The sequence below is a fragment of the Sphingobacterium sp. UBA6645 genome (assembly GCF_002455685.1).
In the GTDB taxonomy this organism is placed as follows: domain Bacteria; phylum Bacteroidota; class Bacteroidia; order Sphingobacteriales; family Sphingobacteriaceae; genus Sphingobacterium; species Sphingobacterium hotanense.
The window spans coordinates 1-16,204 of the sequence record NZ_DKLH01000025.1 but is presented as its reverse complement, the minus strand read 5'-3'; the positions used below and the strand labels follow the sequence as shown (position 1 = coordinate 16,204).

The 16,204-nt window shown below is 41.3% G+C and carries 15 protein-coding genes; 2 read left to right on the top strand and 13 right to left on the bottom strand.

Annotated elements, in window-relative coordinates:
* Window positions 1–3: 3 nt before the first annotated feature.
* The 13 genes from B2400_RS04565 to B2400_RS04505 form a co-directional block, all read right to left on the bottom strand.
* Window positions 4–1,221 carry a thioredoxin family protein gene (locus tag B2400_RS04565; RefSeq protein ID WP_293931295.1) on the bottom strand — a complete coding sequence of 406 codons (1,218 nt, stop codon included), beginning with the start codon at window positions 1,219–1,221 and terminating at the stop codon, window positions 4–6.
* The gene (locus B2400_RS04560; RefSeq protein ID WP_293931292.1) at window positions 1,211–2,659 is read right to left on the bottom strand and encodes a RagB/SusD family nutrient uptake outer membrane protein; all 1,449 of its coding nucleotides are present in this window, start codon (window positions 2,657–2,659) and stop codon (window positions 1,211–1,213) included. The genes B2400_RS04565 and B2400_RS04560 overlap by 11 nt, the downstream gene beginning before the upstream one ends.
* Before the next feature lie 4 nt (window positions 2,660–2,663).
* Entirely contained in the window at window positions 2,664–6,302 is a 3,639-nt protein-coding gene (locus B2400_RS04555) for a SusC/RagA family TonB-linked outer membrane protein (RefSeq protein WP_293931290.1), read from the bottom strand.
* An 86-nt stretch (window positions 6,303–6,388) separates the two neighbouring features.
* Window positions 6,389–7,570, bottom strand: a complete 1,182-nt coding sequence (locus B2400_RS04550; protein WP_293931287.1) for a FecR family protein — start codon at window positions 7,568–7,570, stop codon at window positions 6,389–6,391.
* Between the two features lie 102 nt (window positions 7,571–7,672).
* Window positions 7,673–8,266: an RNA polymerase sigma factor gene (locus B2400_RS04545; RefSeq protein WP_293931284.1), complete on the bottom strand. Its 594-nt coding sequence runs from the start codon at window positions 8,264–8,266 to the stop codon at window positions 7,673–7,675.
* Between the two features lie 83 nt (window positions 8,267–8,349).
* On the bottom strand, window positions 8,350–9,276 hold the full coding sequence (locus B2400_RS04540) for an N-acetylmuramoyl-L-alanine amidase (protein WP_293931281.1): 927 nt from the start codon (window positions 9,274–9,276) through the stop codon (window positions 8,350–8,352).
* Window positions 9,277–9,281: 5 nt separating this feature from the next.
* Complete coding sequence (locus B2400_RS04535) at window positions 9,282–10,328, bottom strand: DUF3078 domain-containing protein (protein ID WP_293931278.1); 1,047 nt, start codon at window positions 10,326–10,328, stop codon at window positions 9,282–9,284.
* A 1-nt stretch (window position 10,329) separates the two neighbouring features.
* Complete coding sequence (locus tag B2400_RS04530) at window positions 10,330–11,091, bottom strand: hypothetical protein (RefSeq protein WP_293931276.1); 762 nt, start codon at window positions 11,089–11,091, stop codon at window positions 10,330–10,332.
* Window positions 11,092–11,159: 68 nt separating this feature from the next.
* Window positions 11,160–12,008 carry a glucosaminidase domain-containing protein gene (locus B2400_RS04525; RefSeq protein WP_293931274.1) on the bottom strand — a complete coding sequence of 283 codons (849 nt, stop codon included), beginning with the start codon at window positions 12,006–12,008 and terminating at the stop codon, window positions 11,160–11,162.
* A gap of 13 nt (window positions 12,009–12,021) precedes the next feature.
* Window positions 12,022–12,528: a glycoside hydrolase family 73 protein gene (locus tag B2400_RS04520; RefSeq protein WP_293931271.1), complete on the bottom strand. Its 507-nt coding sequence runs from the start codon at window positions 12,526–12,528 to the stop codon at window positions 12,022–12,024.
* Between the two features lie 21 nt (window positions 12,529–12,549).
* The gene (locus tag B2400_RS04515) at window positions 12,550–13,185 is read right to left on the bottom strand and encodes an O-methyltransferase (RefSeq protein WP_260040025.1); all 636 of its coding nucleotides are present in this window, start codon (window positions 13,183–13,185) and stop codon (window positions 12,550–12,552) included.
* A 141-nt stretch (window positions 13,186–13,326) separates the two neighbouring features.
* Entirely contained in the window at window positions 13,327–13,950 is a 624-nt protein-coding gene (folE, locus tag B2400_RS04510; protein WP_149527574.1) for a GTP cyclohydrolase I FolE, read from the bottom strand.
* 26 nt (window positions 13,951–13,976) lie between these two features.
* Entirely contained in the window at window positions 13,977–14,390 is a 414-nt protein-coding gene (locus tag B2400_RS04505) for a 6-pyruvoyl trahydropterin synthase family protein (protein WP_293931266.1), read from the bottom strand.
* Between the two features lie 52 nt (window positions 14,391–14,442).
* Between B2400_RS04505 and mqnB the strand changes: the two genes are divergently transcribed.
* Both mqnB and B2400_RS04495 read left to right on the top strand, forming a co-directional pair.
* Entirely contained in the window at window positions 14,443–15,069 is a 627-nt protein-coding gene (gene mqnB / locus B2400_RS04500) for a futalosine hydrolase (RefSeq protein WP_293931263.1), read from the top strand.
* A 120-nt stretch (window positions 15,070–15,189) separates the two neighbouring features.
* Window positions 15,190–16,176, top strand: coding sequence for a pyruvate dehydrogenase complex E1 component subunit beta (locus B2400_RS04495; protein ID WP_260040022.1), 987 nt, complete (start codon window positions 15,190–15,192; stop codon window positions 16,174–16,176).
* Window positions 16,177–16,204: the final 28 nt, after the last annotated feature.

Below are 16,204 nucleotides of genomic sequence, written 5' to 3'. Positions count from 1 at the left end.
GTTTTAAATGGATTTTGCGCGTTCGATCAACTTATCTGCGATCTTAATAATCTTCGATGTTTCAAACTCCGCTAGTGCTCTTGCAGCCTCTGCCGCTTTAATCGCTTCTTGCTTTTTATTCAATAGAATGCAAATTTCAGCAAGTGTCCCTTGATTGGAATAAGAATCTTCCTCAAGCTCCACAGCTTGCTTAGCAAGTACGTAACATTGCAAAACTCTCGCACCGGTAGGTGTGCTGCCTGTCGCGTATTTTCCAGAATTTCTGCGTGCAATAAAGCTCAATCGCTCAGCTTGATCCTTTAGAAGTCCCTTTCTCAATTTGTCGGTAAGTTGAATGAAATCATCGTCAGTCCCATGGCTAGCCACCCATTCAACTTCATACATGGCTCCTTCAATCTGTGCTTCTTGATCAGGGTTAGAAGTAAAATACTGTAGTCCTTTTTGGAACTCCTCTTTATTCTTATCGCGGATGTAACCATACATCGCGAAACGCAGTAGTTGTTGTTCTTTTGCTAAGAATTCTGCTGCAGGAACATGTTCCTTGAAGTATGCTTTATTCTTTAGAAAGTAACTTCCATAAGGGTCTGTGCCTGTCCGTCCAAGTTGCATGATTGCCTTCCATCCAATCTCTGATTTCATGAAATCCTCGTTCTTCGCGTGCTCATCCACAGCTGCTCTCGCAGATTGTGACTCTTTCGGATCTACATTTTTCATGACCTCAATATGTCGTAATAAGAAGGCCGGATCACGTTCTCCCGCAGCGTAGCGAGCCTGCAATGTCGGAATGTGAAAATCCTTGTTATTCGCTTGTTGTCCTTCTTTTAGGAATTCATCCATTTCCATTCTCGACTGCGTACGATAAACTAGTACGCCCCCCGAATCCAGAAACAGATACGTTGGAAAGCTGCGGATATTATATTTTTTTGCTATTTCTATCCCTTCTCCAACTTCACAATCGAATTTAGTGTTGATGAAGTTCGTATTATAATAATCTGCTACCGCAGCTTGGTTGAATACATTTCCCTCCATCCATTTGCATGGTGCACACCATGACGTGTATCCATCCAAAAAGATTAATTTGTTCTCCTTTTTTGCTTTCGCTTTAGCTTCGGCGAAAGATAGCTTTTGAAACTGTATCGAGGATTGGGCATTAGCGTTGATATGAAATAAGATCAAAACCAACGTCACTGTTATCTGTACTAAACTCTTATTAACGTTCATATTGTGGCATATTAGGATTTAAGGATAATGCTTTAGGTGCAACCGGAAGGATCATTCTCGGATCATTAGAGGGCATAGACATTTCTTTGCCGCTTAAAACATGAATAATGTTTTTGTTTAAATCTCCAGATGTCGCCAGTCGCTTCAGATCAATAAGTCTCGTGCTCGCCGTATAAGGCATTTCTCTGCGACGCTCATCAAGTACTAACTTCAATGTTTCATCTTTGGAAAGATTAGCAATAGGACTATTATTTTTGATACGCATGTCTCTAAGTTTGTTGATCCAGCTCAATGCTTGAGCAGTAGAGCCAACACGAGCCTCACATTCTGCAATCGTCAAATAAAGTTCCGGCGTACTGAAACCGGTGTTCATTTCCACATATGGAGCCCATAATGTTCTTCCAGGAAACCTGGTAACATTCGCTCCAAAAGAAGCGCTGTCTTGACAGAAGAATAGTTCGTAACGCATGTCTTTTGCACCATTCGGAAGATTTTTAGAATAAACATTCTTTAAATCTGCGCTAGCATACACCTCTGCATTCAGCGCCCCATAACTGCTGGTTCCTAATCTTCCCCAAACCGTTTCATTGCTTTCTCTAACATCTGGGAAAGGCACATCTTCGTCTGTGATCAAGCAGACACGCCCCCATGTTGTTTTGTCCTTGGTGATGTATAGTTTATAATCTTCTAAATACTCATTCAGTTTAAGAGCTTCCCTAGCATTTGTAAGAGCCTCTCCATAATTCCCTTTATAAAGGTTCATGCGGCTTAAGAAAGCAAAGCCTACGGTCTTTAATGGCTGGAAGCGATGAGCAGAACTACTCGCAAGATGTGGCAAAGCTTCTTGAAGATCTGTTTCCACCAGCTCATAAATCTGCGCCACGGATACTCGCTCGTAGGACTTATTGATATCCTCCGACAGAACCAAAGGAACGCCCAAATCACTAGCGGCGGTCTTCGCATCATAGTGTTTTGCATAGATATTAACCAAAGTCAAATATTCAAATGCACGTCCTATTTTTGCCTCCGCCCAAACACGTTTCTTTTCCTCTTCCTTTCCATCTTTTGCCGAAAGCACATTGTTGATAACGACGTTGTAAGTGAAGATATGGCTATACGCCGATTCCCAATAAGGGTCGTATTGCCCATCTTCGAAAATAGCACCATGTTCGAAAGTATACAGTCGTTTTTTTACTGTGGGATAGCTATCAAAGCTTGCGGAGCGATTAACATCTGTGGGATCGCCTGATTGCACATTATCAGAAAGATAATCTGGGTAAGCAGGTGATGCACGAATGAGTCCCTGATCGTTCAATAGCTGCTTATAATCGTTTAATAATTCAGGGATAGTGAAACCCTTCGGCTTTACGTCGAGGAAAGAATCACATCCTAGCAATATCAATGAGGCCAATCCGGCCATAAATAATATCTTTTTCATTGTCTTAAATACCAATTGAGAGTCCAAAATTATAAGTTACCGGTGCGAGAACTCCTCTAGCGGGAGCTAGGCCATAGCCATTCCATACTTCTGGATCTAGATTATGGGAATTGGCTGCCCAGCGCCAAGCGTTCAAAATTTGCCCGGTAATACGCACATGACGAATAGGCGTTCTGCCAAGAATCTGTTGTGGAAGTGTATATGAGAGCGATATATCACGCAATTTGATATAATCCGCGCGTTCAACAAATTTTGTCGCTGCATTATAGATATCTGTCACATTCCCCGACGCTCCGGAAATAAAAGCCGGTGCCAAATCGGGATTAGCCTCGTCTCCTGGCTTTTTCCAGTAGTTTAACCAAAGGCGATCAAAGTTGCTGTTGTAGTTGAGCTCAGCATACTTGCTCAATGCTTCCGGATGTACTGTTCTCATGACATGTCCGCCATTAAATACGAACATAAAGTTCAGGTCGAAACTTTTATATCTAAATCCATTTCTCCATGCTACACTATACGGAGGTACGCTCGTGCCCTCATAAATCAGGTCTGCTACTTCCAACTGCTGCGTAGATTTTACTAAAGTTCCATCTGCTTTTCTCGCTAAAGGCTCCCCTTTTTCGTCAAGTCCAGCATAGTCTATGCTATATAAACTTCCTACAGGCTTCCCAACTCTGTTTTGCGGAGCATTATAATAATAAACAGGCGTGTTCTGTTGAACGTATAAATGCGTAATCTCGTTTTTATTATAGCTGAAGTTTAGCGTGGTGTTCCATTTGAAATTCGTTCTATCAATTGCTTTTCCATTAAGCCCAAGCTCGATACCGCGATTCTTCATGTTTCCATAGTTCAGATTCACAATATCCCAGCCTAGGGTTGGATCCACGGCAGTTGGTCCAAGAAGATCTGCTGTTTTCTTGTTATAGATATCGATACTACCGTTGATACGATTCGCTAAAACAGCAAAATCAAGCCCGAAGTTTAATACATCGGTTCTCTCCCACCGGAGAGATGGGTTGGGAGGCGTTGTGATATTCGCCTGTAGCTCTCCTGTATAATAATTTAGGTTTGAACTTACTCTCGATATCAAATATGGACCATTTTCCTTCGGAACATTCCCGTTGACACCGTAGGTTAAGCGAACCGCTAATCGATTCAACCATTCTTGATCAAAGTTCGGCAACTTATACAAGGCGCCCAGCGACCATAAAGGCTTATATTGATTCTTTATATCTGTTCCGAAAAGGTTTGACTGATCTACTCGAATACTACCGCTCAAGGTTAATTTACGGCCATAGGTGTATGAACCATTTGCATAAAAGGAAACAAACCTGTCAAGCACGTCCGTAAATCCTCTTTCTCTCTTCGATAAGGTATAGCTATTAAAAATAGCTTCTGTGTTTCTGATGTTAATCCCAAACAGCTCCTCATTTATACCCTTGTAGACCAAACTGCTTTCGTCGTATCCGTATTTGTAGATATCGGTGAATCTGGAATTTATCTGTCTTCTTTCAGCACCTGCAATGAAACTAATTTCATCGTTGTTTTGAAGAACACGATCAAAGTTAAGCTGCGCTCTTAACGTATAGGAGTTGTTATCCTCTCTGCGCTCCGCAAATTGCCCGCCCTGCGGAACATTACGTTTAATCACACCATCCTTATCTATTTGTGTAGCATCATTAATCTGTGCTACTACGCTCTGTGCATCCTTACTATAAGTTGTTCCGTTATAGCCTTCGGTACGCTCTGTTTGATAAGATAAATCAAGCGTTAAGCCTTGCATCAGCTTAAAATTCGCACCAAAATTTAAGTTGATGTATTTATTATAAAAATCAACTTTTGTTTTGTCTACCTCGTTGATTGGTATGTAGGTTTCATCCTCTAATCCCAGTCCATTCAATCTGTCTATCTCAAACTGCGATTTGCTGCTGTACCATTGTGCTGGCGTTCCATCCTCATTTCTCAACAAAAAGTACGAGGCCTTTCCACCCATATAATTGTCGTAAAAATTAAAGCCTATTCCGCCTTTTTGTTTCTGATTTTTCCCAAGGACGTTAAGATTTAAATTCATCCAGTCCGTTAGTTTGACGGAATTACGGATATTGAATCCTATGCTTTCAACAACGGGTCTGCCTTTGTTGTAGTCGCCCGGCCTGTTGTAGTTTACTGAATAATAATATTTATAACGCTCTGTTCCGCCAGACAAAGAAAGATTATGCTGTTGGTCAACTTTAACCTGATTCAAGAATTCATCCATTTGATCGTAACGGCTTCTATTTCTGAAAACATCAAGTTGTCTCTCTAATTCAACCGCATCAATCTTACCTCCTTTAAACTCATAAAGAGTTCTATATACATCGTTCATCGCTCTTCTTGGGTCGATCGAAGCGTAGTCTCCAGAGCGATAATTGAACATTTCTTTCTGAAAATCGACCAATTCAGCACTACTCATTTGATTTAAGTACGCTCTACTTGGCAGGCCTCTAAAAGCAAGTGTATTGGTATAATTGATTTGCGCAGGACCTTCTTTCCCCATCTTCGTGGTAATAACAATAACGCCATTCGAAGATCTCACACCATAAATAGATGCTGCGGATGCATCCTTTAATACTGTCATGGTTTCAACATCGTTGGGATTAATAGCAGTCAGATCACCCTCATATGGCATCCCATCCACCACAATGAGCGGAGCAGCTTGCGCATTTAGGGTAGATCGACCTCTGACCTCAATTCCAATGGTATTCCTATTGTTCTGCGGATTCGATGAAGAACGATTTAAATTTAAGTTCATCCCCGGCAATAGCCCTTCCGTTCTATCTAGGAAGTTCGTTTGCAAGCGTCCTTCCATATCCTGAGCATTCACCTGCGCGAAAGAACCGGCAGCACGTTCTTTGCTGATTTTCTGATAACCGGTGTTTACAATAAGTTCAACACCTTCAATTGTATTGTTCGTTTGTTGCAAGACAATTGTGCCGATCTCGGTTGCAGCAGCGATTTCGATAGGTTCATATCCTACGCAAGAACAAACGAGCACTTGCCCAGATATCGCTTGTTGATTTATTTTAAAATAGCCGTTCTCGTCCGTAATTGTTCCAATGTTAGTTCCTTTTATACGAATACTAGCTCCAGAAACAGGCTGACCATTAACATCGACAAATCGCCCTCTAATATCTTGAAGGGATAAATTGTTGGTGTTATTCAATGCTGTGTTAGCACTTGGGCTGGTTGGATTGGCTCTTTCCTTAATTACGATGGTTTTCTTTTGAATCTCGTATGTAAGATTAAACTTATTCAAAATCTTAGGCAGAGCCTCCGTTAAAGGTTTCCGATCGATATTAACGCTTACCAGCGCATTCGGCTGAACATCCTGAGCTGACCATAGATAATGATAGCCTGTTTGCCTATTAATATCTTTAAAAACCTGTCGTATCGACACATTATCCCCCTTAAGTGACACAACTTGGGCTACCCCAGTCGCCCATAACTGTGAAAACAATAAAGTAATTAAAATAGAAGTAGCTGAAATTCGCATAATGCATCTCCTCAATAGTCCCTCGTCAGCTTTAGCTCGATGGGTTAATCCACGCTTTTTCCGCACAAAATATGCTCTCCAGTGGAGCTTATCTTGTTCATAATTTTCATACATTTGATTAGGTTTTAATAATTATTACTCGATTTTATTTAGACCAACCAGCAGGGACGCCGCAATCGTCTCTGCTTTTTTGATTTTTGCTATTTATTTTTCGTTATCAAAATCTTATTTCCTTTATACTTAAACTTTGCTTTTCCTGTTATTTCTAACAGCGTGAGTATTTCTCGAATTTCCAGATTCTTTGACACCATCGCTTCAAATCGTTGTGAAGCCAATGCTTTGCTCTCCCACTCAAACTCAACATTATACCATCGCTCCAGTTGTTTCGTAATTTCTAAAAGGCTTTCACTAGAGAATATAAATTCCCCTTGTTTCCACCCTAGAACGGAGCTTAAATTTGCCTTTTGCTTCAGGGTATTACCACGCGAGGTTAATGCCTGCTCTCCGGGAGATAATCGCAAAGATTGTTTCTCAGTCTTCACATCGACACTGCCCTCAACAAGCGTTGTAGCAGTGGTCTTATCATTCGCAAAGGATTTAACATTGAACTGTGTTCCCAACACCTCTATACGTTGATTTCTCGTAGAAACGAAAAACGGTTTCTTTCGAATGGATCCGCCTTCTTCACCAATCTTAATCGTCGAAACATGGAAATAGGCTTCCCCTTCTAAATCAACATAACGAGCATCCTCTGTTTCCCGATATTTTAATTCCGTTTCTGAGTTTAACCAGACCTCTGTGCCGTCCGGCATGCGCATTCGATATTGTCCTCCTTTTGGAGTATTTAACGCAAAGGAAGTAATGCGTGACCCTCGCAGATCGCTATTCGCCTTATGGCCATCTTCATATTGAATTGCTGTATCAACAATTACTTTCGACTCAGATTCTGAAAGGATGATTTGCTCTCCATTTGCTAGCGTTAGTGTTGCTTTGTTTCCGCCGGGCTTAATTAAGTGAACCTGTTCTTGGACTGGTTCATGCTCTTTTCCGTAGAATAGATATAATGCAAACGAGACAATCAATACTGCTGCTACAGCTGATGCCCAGGTAAATAGTCGCTTAATAGCAAGGGGCTTCGATGAACTCCCCGCATTTGCAGAAAATTTCTCCAATTGCTTTTTCCAGGCATCATCCGATGAATAAAGACTAAGCTCGGTAAGATCTTGTGGCACTCTTTTCACTGTGTCCATATAAGCCAATAGCTTCTCATTTTCTGGATTTTCCAATAACCAGACATCTAGTTCCAATTGTTGACGATTGGAGAGCTGACCCAAAGAGCGGGCCGCGAGAATAGCGACTATATGTTTTGGCAGAGTGTTCATAACTGATTCTAATATAGAAACAGAAATTCAAGATATCATCTACAAAAAGAAACTCAATTATTTTGTAATTAACTGATATATAGACGAATAAATTTTAAAATATTAAAGCGAATATTGTAAAATGAAAAGAAATAGTAAGAATTGATCAAAGGTTAGTCTTTCTTTGAGAAGTGCAATCCCTCGCGCTTTCTGAGAATAGACAGTACCTCTGGATATTCCTAATTGATCCGCCACTTCCTGTGCCTCAAGCCCGTCAAAAACAAGCATTTGCATCACTTTCTTACACTGCTCAGGCAGTGATTCAATGTTTTCTTGGATCACTTTCAGTGTTTCCAAATAAACAACCTGGGTATCCACAGAGAATTCTGTCCATTCCTGCTGTGCCAGAAAAGTCTCCTCTTTTTTCTGAAGTCGCTTTGTTTTATCTAAGAAATTAAGGGCAGCATTCTTGGAAGAAATATACAGAAAAGCACGAACGCTATCTAAGGAGTCGAAATTACCGCACTTATCCCAAAGTTTTAAGAAGATGTCATGGGCTATTTCTTCCGCTTGAAAACGCTCAATTCCCATTTTTGTTAAGAACAAACAGAGTGTAGGATAATTCATCTTAAATACGATCTCAAACGCAGAGACTTCTCCTCGTTTAAACTGCGCTAACAAATCAAGCTCATTCTCGTATTTTGATGATGATTTCACATTTCAATATTACCTAAATTTTAAGAAAGAATAAACAGGGAGTAATAATGCGAATAGGTAAATGAGAAAGAAAGGAGCAAATTCTAATAATACTTCTTATACAAATCGTATATAATTGCCTTATCCCTATCCGTCAGAACCGGACTCAGATCCGTCCTCACATACTTCTTCTTAAAAGCTCGGATTACTGCACTTTGATTCTTCATATCATAGCCCATCAACTTAAGCGCATCGATAGGGTTGAATGTCGCTGGGGCAGGCATTAAGTAAGATTCATTGAACCAAATTCCAAATCCTCGTGCCGCTAGTTTATCCCATGGGAATAACACATTCGGGTCATCCTTTCTGCCTGGCGCGAAATCGCTGTGTCCAATGAAGTTTAATTGCTGAATAGTGTATCTAGTCTTTAGCGTATCCAATAGGGTCAGCAGGGCGTTAATTTGCGGCTCTGGGAAAGCGTCGAAACCATTGTTGTCGAGCTCGATTCCAATCGACACGGAGTTCATATCCGTAATCTGTCCCCATTTCCCTCTTCCGGCATGCCAGCCACGAATATAATCGTTCAGCATCTGCACAACCCGCCCATCGCGACCGATTACATAATGGCTGCTCACTTTGGTATGCGGCAGCTGAAAGGTACGGATAGTCTGTGCTGTGCTATTTTGGGAAGTATGATGAATCATGACGTAGGAAGGCTTCCTCCAATCATAATGCATCGCTTGCGCGAAATCGTATTCCTTATGAATACCAGTCGTAAAAAGCTGTTTTGCTTGCTCCTCCGGACTTAATGGAGCATTCGGATCGATTTGATTCTGCTGATTCGCCTGTTGGGTAATCTGCTCATTCAGCGATACAGTATCTTTCGGGATAACTGTATTTTCTATAGCCTCAGAAGGCTTTATAACGGCAGTTTGTTGGTTTTGTAAGACGGTTGTTTTCTTGGCTGTTGAACAAGCAACCAAGAAAACTAACCCAACTCCTACTACCAAAAACTCTTTTATCTTCAACATCCAATCTATTTTGGTAAGTTAAGAAGCAAACCTACTGCCAAAGCTTGATTCCACTGTACCGCTCCATCCATCGCCGAGTCGTAAAGCATTGTACCACTTAAGGATACATTTATTAATGAGGTTACTTTTGCTGAAAAGGTTGCGTCCAAGCGGTGTGCTGGATCGTTCATATCCTCATAATCAGCAAATAAGTTATAACGCGCTTTCAGATTTAGATTCTTTGTCAGATTACGATCTAAATTCGCTGTCAGCTGGAAAGCCAGCTCATTTTTAAAGTTCTTACCCTCTTCCACACCGTATTTCTCGCCGGTTCCTTTGGTTGGATCCTTAGGATTTGGGTAAACCCCATAGCGTTGGAAATAAGCCTCCGCAGATCTTGGCTTAATTCTTTCATCCAAAATAATGGTCTGGCGTGCTGTACCCGTACCAAAACGTAACGAGAATGTATTATCTGGCTTATACTCCAAACCCAGGGATTCTGTAAAATATCCTGGCGACATGAACGCAGAAACAACACCGGTGATCGAGTCCTGACCATCAGCACCCTTCGCATAGGTATAGCGACTGTCAAACTGCGACTCGAAAGTGAACGAGGTATAGATCGCCCAGCTTTTCGACAATTTGTAGGAAAGCTTATTATCCCAGAACACACGGTCGTTGTTCGGCTTTGCCAGTTGACCTTCGTTTCTGATCTTACCATACTTCAGGTCAATCTCTGTAGTAAAGTTGAAATTATTCTTTGTATAGTCTGATTTATGCCATATCAAGCCCATGATAGCCCAAGAGTTGATACCCCCCAGCTTCCAGTTTTCGCTAAAAGCGGCTTGGTTAAAGTTAATTCCAATCTTGCTCCAATGTTTCCAGTAGTTCACTTCTAAATCCAACTTCGGAATAGGAACATTAATATTCTTAACGTTCAACGCTTGCCCTGCTTTGTTTTCATTGATTGTCGTGTCGGGTCTGACGCGCAAATCCTTCAAATCCTGCGCATATGCTACGGTAAACCCAAGCATCAAAAGAAAAAATGGTAAAAGGTAGAATTTTATCTTCATATTATTTTTTTTGATTAACATCCAGCTTTATATCAGGCAACTCACGCAAAGGTCGCAAATTTGGGTGTAGTTTAAACACTTCGTACTTACTTTTTATATATTGAACCAGTTGATAGTGGTTCGCCTTCGAGATAAACTCGTATGAAGGCCGAAACAAGCGCATATAAACCTGCAATTGCTCACCCTCAAGATCTGTCAACGAGCGCACTAAATCAGGTGAAAAATAAAAATCAACGATATTCTCTTCGTGTATCCTTTCGATATGCTGGGTGAAGCGCCTTGCATTCTTTGCTTCCCGGCTTACCAAACTATACAGCGCATCAATACTAACCCCGGCGCCAGTCGGTCCGACCGTAAAATAGTCCTTCGGCTGTGCCAGATCAAAAGCCTTTTTATAGTCTCTTTTTATCTCTTTCAATACATCATCCGGCGAGCGACGACCATATACCTGTACGGGGTCAATTCGCTTCACAGCAGGCGTTAAGTTAATAATCAATGCTTGTTGATTCGTAAACGTCAATGTATCGCCAACATAACCTAATTTACGGATTGATATCCGATCGCCGGCTTGCGCCCTGATATTGAACTCTCCGCGCGAATCGTTAAATAGCAGTACGTTAGTGCTTAAGTTTTTAATTTGTACCTCTCCCAAGCGTTGCTTAGACTCTCTATCATAAACAATACCAGACACCGAAGTTTGGGCGTATAGGTCGCTAGATAAAGAAACTAAAATTAAAAAAAGTAATGCTATTAGGTTTTTCATCTAATACCAAAACTACGTCTTAGAAGAATAGGTTGCTAATATTTAACATCTTTTAATGAGCCGTGTAACTATTTTGATACGACTAGAAGCTGCCCAACATAGACGCTATCTCCCGATAAGCCATTCATTTCTTTCAATGCGGCAACCGTGGTCTGATATCTGCTGGCAATATTTGTTAGTGTGTCGGAGGCTTTCACCTCATAGATCTGCATAGCCACCGGCTTTTTGATTTCCTCGGCCTGTACTTGTGGCTCTTCTACTTTCTTTTCTTCGATAATTTCCTCTACGCGTTCTGCTCTGGCAATTACCTCGATAGGTCTTTCTGCCACATCATACTGCTGTAGATTATAGCGCTCGATTAAATCGATGAGCAGCTCCGGATATCGAGGGTTAGTAGCATAGCCTGCCGCCTTCAGCCCGCGTGCCCAGCCTTTATAATCGTCTTTTTTCAACGTAAAGAGAGACTCATATCGCTTTCTTAGCAAGAATTGAGAATGGTCTTTAAATGATTGTTCAGGATTGTTATATACGCGGAAGCAATCATTGACTGCATCGTCAGGTCGGGTTACAGAGCGGCCTGTCCAGGAGCCGCCGCACTTGATACCGAAGTGATTGTTTGCATTGACCGCTAGGTAGGAGTTTCCATTGCCCGATTCCAATAGAGCCTGCGCTAGCTTAATACTTGCAGGAATACCATACTTATTCATTTCTTCGATGGCAATGCCCTTATATCGATTGATATAGGCTAAACCGGTCATGGATACAGCACCCTTGTTTCCAGCATTTCCAGAACCATTGGGGCGATGGGTTGTCCCCTTGTTAGAACCCGGTTTCTGTAATACCGTAGAGCGTTTCGTTCCACATGAAACAAAAAATATGGCCAATATTAAACTGGCCAACATCAATCTCTTTGTCATTCGTTAAGTACGATTAATTCAGATTTATCTTTTCGTCGTATTTTTCTAAGTTGTATCTATCGATAGTAGAAATCACCTTACGCGACCAATCTCCGGTTTCCGAATAGCCAGATCTTGCAATCCCTTTCACCCAAGATTTATAGTCGTCTGATTCATGCTTATCGAACAAAGGTTTGGTAGCCTTTCTTCTTTGCAATAGCCCAACGAAATCTCTGTAAGAGTCTAACACCGAACCATAGCCTTTATAAGCAGAACGAATCTTCGTACTATTGTTTTTTCCCTTAATCCCGAAATGGTTATTTAGGTACTTAGCGATACGGCTATTGCCGTAAGCACTTTCATGGATGGCTACAGCTAGTATTACTGATGCTGGAACCCCCGTTTCTCGCATTAAGCGTTGCGCATCTGTGCTGTGCTTCGCTATATACGATTTTGTTGTGTAGTCTTGCGCATGCAAGCTTAAAGTTGTAATTACGGTAAGTGTACATACCATAAAAATCTTTCTACAATGTTTTAGCATAAACCTGTTTTTAGTTTAACACTACTTTTTGCGTAGCACAAAAAGCCCGTCACGTATGGGGAGAATCAATTTTTCTACCCGATTATCACTCGCCAGTGTTTTGTTTAATTCAATAACTTGTTTTGTCTGACTGTCCGGCTTATCATCAAAAACCTTGCCTTTCCATAAGACATTGTCTATTAATATCAAGCCTCCAGTCTTCACGCGATCAATAAGCTCCTGAAAGTAATATAGATTGCGTTTCTTATCAGCATCTATAAATATCAAGTCAAACTGACCATCGATTGTTGGGATAACCTCCGCAGCGTCTCCGATATGATAAACGATTTGCGATGCATAATCCGACTGTTCAAAATAACCCTGAACGCGCTCTTGCTGCTCTTCGTTGATATCTATGGTATGTAAAACGCCTCCTTCTGCCAATCCCTCCGCTAAGCAAATCGTCGCATAGCCGGTGAATGTTCCTATTTCAAGCGCCAATGTAGGTTGTACCAATTTGCTAAGCATGGACAGCACCCTTCCTTGGTAATGTCCCGACAACATATGCGGCATGGTCTCCTTAAGATATGTCTCTCGATTGACCCTTTTTAACAACGCATTTTCCTCATCGGTAGTATCTTCCAAATAGGAATTTAGACGCTCAAATTCTTCAAACATACTGCGCAAAGGTAAAAATTTAGTTTTTATAAAACAATGATTTTTTATTTAAACACTTAATAATCAAAGTGTTACACGGTAACGGGAAAACAAAAAAACCGCTTTTAAAGCGGTTTTAACAAGTATTATATTCGTAGACTTTTAGTCCAAAGATGCCGTAATTAAGCGTAAAAACTCCGATCTCGTTACATCATTTTGAAACGCGCCGGTAAAAGCGGATGTGGTAGTCACTGAGTTTTGTTTCTGTACGCCACGCATCGCCATACACATGTGCTTACATTCGATAACGACAGCAACACCAGCTGGCTTCAAGGTATCCTGAATACAGTCGCGAATCTCATTGGTTAAGCGCTCTTGTACCTGCAATCTGCGAGCGAACACATCCACGATACGTGGAATCTTGCTCAACCCTACAATATGACCATTTGGAATATACGCGATATGCGCTTTCCCGAAGAATGGAAGCATATGATGCTCACACATCGAATACACTTCGATGTCCTTCACGACGACCATCTGACTGTATTCCTCTGCAAACATCGCACTACGCAGCACTTCTGAGGCGTCGATATCATAACCGTGCGTCAAAAATTGCAAAGCCTTCGCCACGCGCTCCGGTGTTTTCACCAAGCCTTCGCGGTTTGGATCTTCACCTAAGGCGTCTAATATATCTTTATAGTGGTTTGCAATGCGCTCCACATGTTTTTCGTTGTATTGATCTATTTTGATATAGCCGTCTTGTTCTGCTTCGTCAAAATCGTGCATATTCTTTCCTTTAAACTAATGATGAATTAATCGCCGAAGTATTCGACCGAGTTATTTTCCGTTTCGTGCAAACGAATGGCATGAAGCGTTACATTTTCCTTTGCAAAGTGGGGCTTCAGGATATGGAAGATTTCCATTGCAATCACTTCCGTCGAAGCCATCTTGTCTTTCATAAAGTCAACATCGAGGTTAATGTTCTTATGATCCACTTTATCGATAATCTGCGTGTTAATGATTTCTTTCATCAACTTAAGGTCGATCAAGAACCCGGTTTCTGGGTTTATCTCTCCCTTAACGGTAACAAACAGATCATAATTATGGCCATGCCAATTAGGGTTTGCACAGGTCCCGAAAACTCGTTCATTTTCTTCCGGAGTCCAGTCTTCTCTATGCAATTTATGGGCAGCGTTAAATCGTTCGCGTCGTGTTATATAAATCATAGTACAAAGATAGCGTTATTTAATGTAATTTAGCGTGCATCCATTTAGACATATGAAAATTCTTATCGTCGCAGCAACCGAATTCGAAATAGCAGAATCCATCCCCTTTTTACAAGAGTATCAGGTTGATTATCTGATTACTGGCGTCGGTATGACCGCAACAGCATTCGCGCTAGGACAACGTTTAGCTAGTGAATCCTATGATCTGCTCGTCAACGTCGGCATTGCAGGCACATTCGACCCTTCGCGATCGCTGGGCGACCTTGTTCGGGTTACGAAAGACCAGATATATCAATTCGGAGCTGAGGACAAGGGCAACTTTGTTTCAATCGAAACACTAGGGTTTGGACAATCCGGCTTTACAGCTGTATTGCCCGAAATGCAGCTCCCTCCAGTATATACGCAATTGGATGCTGTTGAAGGCATCTCTGTCAACAAAGTGCACGGCAGTGAACAGTCCATCAGCGAGCTTAACCATACGTTAAGCCCCCAAACCATTGAAAGCATGGAAGGCGCCGCTTTTTTCTACTGCGCAACGCAAGCCAATGTGCCGGCCATTCAGGTTCGATCCATCTCCAATCATGTAGAACCCCGAAACACAAAAAACTGGAACATTCCTGATGCACTAAGCAAATTGAACCGCTGGTTGCGGGAATTTATCCTCCAACATAGGTCATAATATTGTGATTATTTGCGATGAACGATACGTGTCCCTCGAAAATAGTACATGTGTTCGTGCTAATTATTGAGAAAATATAGTATTTTTGCATATCTTAAAAAGACACTATTCCTAACACTGATGAGAGAAATACAATTCAGAGAAGCGCTTCGCGAAGCAATGAACGAAGAGATGCGTAAAGATGAAACAATTTTTTTAATGGGCGAGGAAGTCGCTGAATATAACGGTGCTTACAAAGTAAGTCAAGGTATGCTTGATGAATTTGGTGCTAAACGTGTTATTGACACACCTATCGCTGAGCTTGGTTTCGCAGGTATTGGTGTTGGTGCTGCTATGAATGGTTTAAAACCAATTGTTGAATTCATGACATTCAACTTCTCTTTAGTAGCTATCGACCAAGTTATCAATGCTGCAGCAAAGATTCACCAAATGAGCGGTGGTCAATTCAGCTGTCCAATCGTATTTAGAGGTCCTACAGGAAATGCGGGTCAATTAGCGGCTCAGCACTCTCAAAACTTCGAGAACTGGTTTGCAAACACTCCAGGTCTTAAAGTTGTAGTTCCTTCAAACCCATATGACGCAAAAGGTCTTTTAAAATCATCGATTATCGATCCAGATCCAGTAATCTTTATGGAGTCTGAGGTTATGTATGGCGATAAAGGTCCGGTTCCTGAAGAAGAGTATTACTTACCTATCGGAAAAGCAAACTTAGTAAAAGAAGGTACAGACGTTACAATCGTTTCTTTCGGTAAAATGGTTCCTCGCGTAGTAATCCCTGCGGTAGAAGAATTAGCGAAAGAAGGTATCAATGCTGAATTGATCGACTTACGTTCAGTTCGTCCAATTGATTTCCCAGCAATCATCGAATCTGTAAAGAAAACAAACCGTTTAGTAATTGTTGAAGAAGCATGGCCTATCGCTTCAATTTCTTCAGAAATTACTTTCCATGTTCAAAAACACGCTTTCGACTACTTAGACGCTCCAGTTATCCGCGTTACATCAGCAGATGTACCTCTTGGATACGCACCTACATTAGTAGAAGCATCTCTTCCAAGCATCGCTAAAGTTGTGAAAGCGGTGAAAGAAGTATCTTACGTTAAAAAGTAAAAATATTTAAATAAACCAAAAAGAGCTG

Coding starts and splice junctions, on each gene's coding strand:
- B2400_RS04565 (WP_293931295.1), bottom strand. CDS start 1,221: ATGAACGTTAATAAGAGTTTAGTACAGATAACAGTGACGTTGGTTTTG.
- B2400_RS04560 (WP_293931292.1), bottom strand. CDS start 2,659: ATGAAAAAGATATTATTTATGGCCGGATTGGCCTCATTGATATTGCTA.
- B2400_RS04555 (WP_293931290.1), bottom strand. CDS start 6,302: ATGTATGAAAATTATGAACAAGATAAGCTCCACTGGAGAGCATATTTT.
- B2400_RS04550 (WP_293931287.1), bottom strand. CDS start 7,570: ATGAACACTCTGCCAAAACATATAGTCGCTATTCTCGCGGCCCGCTCT.
- B2400_RS04540 (WP_293931281.1), bottom strand. CDS start 9,276: ATGTTGAAGATAAAAGAGTTTTTGGTAGTAGGAGTTGGGTTAGTTTTC.
- B2400_RS04535 (WP_293931278.1), bottom strand. CDS start 10,328: ATGAAGATAAAATTCTACCTTTTACCATTTTTTCTTTTGATGCTTGGG.
- B2400_RS04530 (WP_293931276.1), bottom strand. CDS start 11,091: ATGAAAAACCTAATAGCATTACTTTTTTTAATTTTAGTTTCTTTATCT.
- B2400_RS04525 (WP_293931274.1), bottom strand. CDS start 12,008: ATGACAAAGAGATTGATGTTGGCCAGTTTAATATTGGCCATATTTTTT.
- B2400_RS04520 (WP_293931271.1), bottom strand. CDS start 12,528: ATGCTAAAACATTGTAGAAAGATTTTTATGGTATGTACACTTACCGTA.
- B2400_RS04515 (WP_260040025.1), bottom strand. CDS start 13,185: ATGTTTGAAGAATTTGAGCGTCTAAATTCCTATTTGGAAGATACTACC.
- folE (WP_149527574.1), bottom strand. CDS start 13,950: ATGCACGATTTTGACGAAGCAGAACAAGACGGCTATATCAAAATAGAT.
- B2400_RS04505 (WP_293931266.1), bottom strand. CDS start 14,390: ATGATTTATATAACACGACGCGAACGATTTAACGCTGCCCATAAATTG.
- mqnB (WP_293931263.1), top strand. CDS start 14,443: ATGAAAATTCTTATCGTCGCAGCAACCGAATTCGAAATAGCAGAATCC.
- B2400_RS04495 (WP_260040022.1), top strand. CDS start 15,190: ATGAGAGAAATACAATTCAGAGAAGCGCTTCGCGAAGCAATGAACGAA.